This is a genomic window from Moorena sp. SIO3E8 (assembly GCF_010692445.1).
GTDB lineage: Bacteria > Cyanobacteriota > Cyanobacteriia > Cyanobacteriales > Coleofasciculaceae > Moorena > Moorena bouillonii.
This window is the reverse complement of record NZ_JAAHHM010000022.1, coordinates 1-5738: the sequence shown is the minus strand read 5'-3', so window position 1 is coordinate 5738 and position 5738 is coordinate 1. Positions and strand designations below refer to the sequence as shown.

The following is a 5738-nucleotide window of genomic DNA, read 5'->3' as shown; positions in this document are numbered from 1 at the left end:
TATTTATGCTTAATATTTTCCTGAGAATTTGACTCCTCAGAAACGTCAATGAATCGGAGCTACATAGTATAAATACCTACCAAGCTGCCGTTTTTATACTACTTTTAATGCTACAACTTGACGTGCGAAATGTGGGTGTTACATATACTAAAATAAATGAATTAAGGAAAAATCAAGGAGATAAATTACTATGTCTGAAGCCGTTCTCAGAACACTCTACTTAGATTTGATGAAAAAGTCTATTCTAGGCTTTATCGTGGAAGATAAATCCCTTGCAAGTTTCCCATCTTTGAACTTGACGGAAGCAAACTTAACTACCCAAGATTTCAATCGCAAACTGCGGGAGCATGGACAGGATTGGCCTAGCCAAGCTCAATCTATGATTGGCCTAAAGCGAATGGATAACATTCAAAAATGTGTAGAGCAAGTGATTTCAGATCGAGTTCCAGGAGATTTGATTGAAACAGGTGTATGGCGAGGTGGAGCAACAATATTCATGCAAGCAATCCTAAAAGCCTACGGTATTAGAGATCGTAACGTCTGGGTGGCAGATTCATTTGAGGGACTGCCAGCTCCTAACATCAAAAAATATCCAGCCGATACTGGTTTAGATTTGTCCAATATTCAGGTACTAGCAGTTACAATTGAAGAAGTCCGCTCGAACTTTGAACGATATGGTCTACTTGACGAACAGGTTCGTTTTCTCAAGGGATGGTTCCGCGATACTCTCCCTACAGCACCCATTGAACAATTAGCAGTGCTTCGCCTTGATGGAGACCTGTACGAATCTACTATGGATTCTATCTCAAATTTATATCCAAAGTTGTCTGTTGGAGGCTATGTGATTATTGATGACTACCAGATTCCAGCTTGTGCAAAGGCAATTCATGATTATCGGGAACAGAATAATATTACTGAAAAGATTTTAGTTATAGATGAAACGGGGGTTTTTTGGAGACGAGAACAAAACTGAATTAGAACATAGTTTCAAGTCTAGACAGTTAGAACTGGAGTTTAGACTAAACTCCAGTATCTAGAGCTTCTATCACTTTTTTCGGAAATCATAGCTATAGGGTTGAGGCATGGTTAGCGATTGCTAGGCGGTATACTTCTATATGTCCTATATTATTGGAAATAATTTGCTTGCTCCCTTCCAGAGGCAAGTGCTGTCTTTATTGCTATTGATGAATCTACCAGAGAAAATGGTTGTCTCAAGATTGTGAAAGACTCACATCTGCTCGGTACGCTTCCACATGATTCATGGAGTGAAACTCTCAGTGATAATGGCGTAAAGCCAATTAAAAAGCTTTTCAGATAGGCTTTTGAGCCTATATCACTCCAGAAAAATTTAGGGTGGATTTGCGATCGCCTCCTACCCCATACTATAAGTCTAAATACTTACTCAAGTTTTTACTCTTTATGTACTACATTTTGTCGTGCGGAATGTAGGATGGAATGATACAAAAACAGATTACCCAACTGACAAATGTATCCATCAGTTATTTGAGGAACAGGTAGAGAAAACTCCCAATGCAATAGCAGTAGTATTTGAAGAACAAAAGCTGACTTATTCAGAATTAAATTGCAAAGCTAATCAACTAGCACATTACTTGCAAAAATTGGGGGTAGTACCAGAAACCCTAGTGGGAATATGTGTAGAGCGTTCGGTAGAGATGGTAGTAGGTTTATTAGCAATACTCAAAGCAGGGGGAGCTTATGTAGCAATAGATGCAACAGACAAATCCCAGAATTTGCAGTCAATTTCGGTAATATTAACCCTAAACCACCTCAAATCAGAAATTCCTGACTCCAATGCTCAAATTCTGTGTATAGACACTGAGTGGGAATTAATAGCTAAACAGAATACAGATAACCCAAATACACCAACAACAGCCACCAATCTTGCTTATATCCTCAATCAAACTTTAGTAGAACATCAATCTGTAGCTCAACGTTTACAATGGCTACAAGAAACTTTGAAGATAACTGAACGAGATATTTTACTGCATAAAACCTCTCTCACTCAAGATGTAGCTCTTTTAGAAATAGGTTTACCTCTAATCACTGGTGGTAGTGTAGTTATAGCTGCGAATAATGAGCCAACAGAATTACAAAAATTAATCGCCCAGCACAAAGTTACCATAGTTCACCTATATCCTTCAGAACTGCCCACCTGGTTAAATACAAATAATGAGGCTGTATCTTTAAAGAGTTGGCGATCGCTCCTTACCAGTGGAGAAGCTTTATCTACAGAAATAGCCGACAAATTTATCCAAAGCTACCCAGTGTCATTACACAACTTCTACAGTATCCCAGAAGCAGGAGGAGAAGTTACCCACTGGCAATGGCTAGAAGAACCTCCTAGAGAAAATGTACCCGTAGGCAACCCCAATAGGTTATCAGTTTATGTACTAGACAAACACCAAGATCCTGTTCCCACAGGAGTACCAGGAGAAATCTATATTGGAGGTTCCAGTTTAGCCAGAGGTTATCTGCATCAAGAGCAAAAGAGAGCGCAGCAATTTATTGAACACCCCGAATTAGGTAAACTATTCCAAACAGGAGACATAGGACGTTATCATAACCAGGGTTATGTAGAAATAATCAAGGCTAAACAACGGCAGACATGGATTCAAGGAAAGCGAATAGAACTAGCGGAAATAGAAACTGCCTTGTTATCAGTTGCCGGAGTAGAACAAGCTTATGTATTAGCAAATCAAACATTCCTAATAGCTTATATTGTGGTGGCTGGAGTTTGGACACCCGAACAATTAGATTCTCAAATTCAACAGCAGTTACCTTCATACATGATGCCAGGAGCTTATATTCCTGTATCAAGTTTACCTTTGACTCACGAAGGAAAAGTAGACGAAGTAGCCTTAGCCCATTTCCCAGTAAGTGATCATGAGACGGAGCGTAAAATTGCTCAGAAGCGATTGAGGGATTCCCACGTGTATATATCGCCACTAGGAGAACACAGCCATGAAGAAGAATCAAGAGTACCAAAAATGGCTCTTGGACAGTGACTAAAAAAATGCCCCATCTGAGCAAACCTCAAGCAGTGGTTTTAGCGATGGGTCGTTTTGGCATTGTGATGACCGGCTCGTGCGGACTGACCACAGTGGCGTTGCTGATTCTGGGTATGGTTTCGCCCCCCTAGCCCCCCAATTCTGGGCTTTAATAAAACCAGATGATCGCGCATTCATGCCTTAATTCAGCAACGCCGTAGAGTGGGCATCCTGCCCGCTGCGCGAATCAATAGCAGTAGAGTGGGCATCCTGCCCGCCCGAAAATGAAACAGGCATTTTGATTAAACTAAGCCGTAGAGTCGCCTCTACGACTCGTCTCCAAAACCGGACGTGAAGGTTTCCCTTCATCCGGCTCCTCATTATAGGAACCATTGTCATTGGTACCTCTAGAACGGGTTTTCATCTAACTCTGAGGTGTCGATTTTCTTCCCGTGCTTGGCATCGTGGCAATGTAGGTGTAATAGTTCTAGATTTTTGTCTAGGTTTGATCCACCATTAGAACGTGGTATTATATGGTGCTTTTCAATTTGGTCTTCACTTCTAAAGGTAAGTCCGCAGTGAGTACATTTCCCTTCTTGCCTTTTCAAAAGTCTTCCCTTTTGACTGGTCATCTCAGGATGTTTCTGCATCCGGGCACTCCAATATACTAGGTCTCCATCGAATGGACTTCTATTGTCCTGCACTTTTTTGTGCCGGATTATTTTGGTTTTTGTATGTTTTTGGAGGAAATTATCCTCGTAAACCATGAATACCCAGTTATCCACCTTTGGCGCATCCCAAGGCTTCTTTGGTGTTTCTACCTTGGTTCCCCAGTATTTCTTGTTTACCCAAGCTTTAGACTTCTTTGAATGTCTCCTGTATCCCCATCGTTGTAGTTTATTCCAGAGCATGTTGTCTATCTTTGAGTAGGTTCTTTTACTACAGACTGCACTATAGTAGTTGCACCATCCTCTTATAATAGGGCGGAGGTGTCTTATCAGTGCCTCCTGTGGAGCGGCTTTGTGTTTGTGTATTATTGACGCCAGCCGCTCATAATGCTCTTTGATACTCTTTTGAGATGGTTTGATGATGGTTTTAAAGCCTTGTTTTGAATGGGTTTTTCCGACTTTGTATTGTCGGATGTTAAATCCCAAGAAATCGAAACCTTCCATAGTGTGTACTATTTTGGTTTTGCTTGGCTTTAATTCCAGTCCTATGTCACTTAGCCATTTGCCTATTATTTTCTGACATTCTTCTATTACGGATGGGTTTTTATGCATGATAACGAAGTCATCTGCATATCGGACTATATTTAACGCTTGTCTATTTGCTACTTTTCTACCGGGTAGACTTTCTGCATAGCGTTTAATCCTTTCTTCCATTCCGTGGAGGGCTATGTTCGCGCTTGAGTGGAGATATTATACCACCTTGAGGAGTCCCTTCCTCGGTAGGGGAGAATGTTTCTCCATCCATTACTCCGGCTTTTAACCAGTTTTTGATTAGCCTTCTCATGGATGGGTAGGTATTCAGTTTTTGTATTAAGGCGTTATGGTTGATTTTATCGAAACATTTAGAGATATCAGCGTCTAATACCCATTTGGGCATTCCTTTGATGCCACTAAATATTGCTCCGATAGCATCATGACATGACCGTCCTGGTCTAAACCCGTAAGAGTTTGGCTCGAATTTGGCTTCCCATTCCGGTTCTAGTGCTTGTTTTGCTAGAGCCTGAAGTGCTCGGTCATATATAGTGGGTATGCCTAGTGGTCGTTTTTCATCACGACCAGGTTTGGGAATCCAGACTCGGCGTGTAGGTTGAGGTTTCCTATATATTTTAAGGCTGGCTACTAGGTCTAAACGGTGTTTGCTATAAAGAGCTTTTTTCCCGTCTATTCCGGCAGTCTTTTTGCCTTTATTTTGTTGGGTCACCTTCCTGACTGCCAGCATCTTGGCTGACCAGGACTTCATCAGAGTTCTTTGCAGCTTTCTTACCACGCGAACATCGCCACGAACAGAGGCTCGATAAATCCGGTTTTGCAACTTGAATACGGTTCGTTCTAGCTTTCGCCAGTCAATCCGATTCCATTCCGACTGTGGGGCGAACCCCCGAGTTTTAGACATATCAATTGCTACTTCTAGCTTTATCTTTTCCTATAACGTGAGTCTGTCTGCGTATCCTGGCCATTACACCAGGCTTTTGCAAATGAGCTCAATCTTTCTCACATAGGCCATACGGCTAACTACCTACTCAGAAACCGACCATTCTGAGAGAACCTATGGAGTTACTTCGTTCCTGATAACCATTCTTTAGAACTTTTAGGGCGATACTCTTCACCGGGAAACTGGAGAAATCTATCATAGGAGAAGGGAACCCTATGATTCCTTGTGTTTCCATCGACTTTTGTCTGTAGCATATCAGCCTTATTTTGCTACTCGTTGGTTACGATGATTATCTAGTATCTTCCTGTGGTACCCATGAGTTCTTCTGCCTGTTACTAACACCACTTTTAGGCTAGTAGTGCTTCACTATTCGACCCCGCTTTACCCGCTTGGCTTGTTACGACCTAATGAGTAGGGGTAGGGCTGTCACTCAAGATTTCATGAGAGGCTGTTTGAAAAGTATGAGAGAGAGTAAAAAAGCTCACACGGGGTAAAGTGTGATTAAGGAAAAATACACACAAGGCCGTGAGAGCAATGAGTAAAGTATATACGAGTAATCTGACTTATGAT

At 41.5% G+C, this 5738-nt stretch carries 6 protein-coding genes; 4 read left to right on the top strand and 2 right to left on the bottom strand.

The window, feature by feature from the left end:
- Nucleotides 1-190 precede the first annotated feature (190 nt).
- The 4 genes from F6K46_RS12135 to F6K46_RS12125 all read left to right on the top strand — a co-directional run bounded on the left by F6K46_RS12135 (nucleotide 191) and on the right by F6K46_RS12125 (nucleotide 3160).
- Nucleotides 191-973, top strand: a complete 783-nt coding sequence (locus tag F6K46_RS12135; RefSeq protein WP_293065104.1) for a TylF/MycF family methyltransferase — start codon at nucleotides 191-193, stop codon at nucleotides 971-973.
- 201 nt (nucleotides 974-1174) lie between these two features.
- The gene (locus F6K46_RS40110; protein ID WP_364421152.1) at nucleotides 1175-1318 is read left to right on the top strand and encodes a hypothetical protein; all 144 of its coding nucleotides are present in this window, start codon (nucleotides 1175-1177) and stop codon (nucleotides 1316-1318) included.
- A 118-nt stretch (nucleotides 1319-1436) separates the two neighbouring features.
- Nucleotides 1437-3026 carry an amino acid adenylation domain-containing protein gene (locus tag F6K46_RS12130; protein ID WP_293065102.1) on the top strand — a complete coding sequence of 530 codons (1590 nt, stop codon included), beginning with the start codon at nucleotides 1437-1439 and terminating at the stop codon, nucleotides 3024-3026.
- Entirely contained in the window at nucleotides 3023-3160 is a 138-nt protein-coding gene (locus F6K46_RS12125) for a hypothetical protein (RefSeq protein ID WP_293065099.1), read from the top strand. Before F6K46_RS12130 ends, F6K46_RS12125 begins: the two co-directional genes overlap by 4 nt.
- Before the next feature lie 255 nt (nucleotides 3161-3415).
- On the opposite strand, the gene F6K46_RS12120 is transcribed toward F6K46_RS12125, so the two are convergent.
- Complete coding sequence (locus tag F6K46_RS12120; RefSeq protein WP_293065096.1) at nucleotides 3416-4390, bottom strand: group II intron maturase-specific domain-containing protein; 975 nt, start codon at nucleotides 4388-4390, stop codon at nucleotides 3416-3418.
- Complete coding sequence (locus tag F6K46_RS12115) at nucleotides 4374-5129, bottom strand: reverse transcriptase N-terminal domain-containing protein (RefSeq protein WP_293065093.1); 756 nt, start codon at nucleotides 5127-5129, stop codon at nucleotides 4374-4376. The genes F6K46_RS12120 and F6K46_RS12115 overlap by 17 nt, the downstream gene beginning before the upstream one ends.
- Nucleotides 5130-5738: the final 609 nt, after the last annotated feature.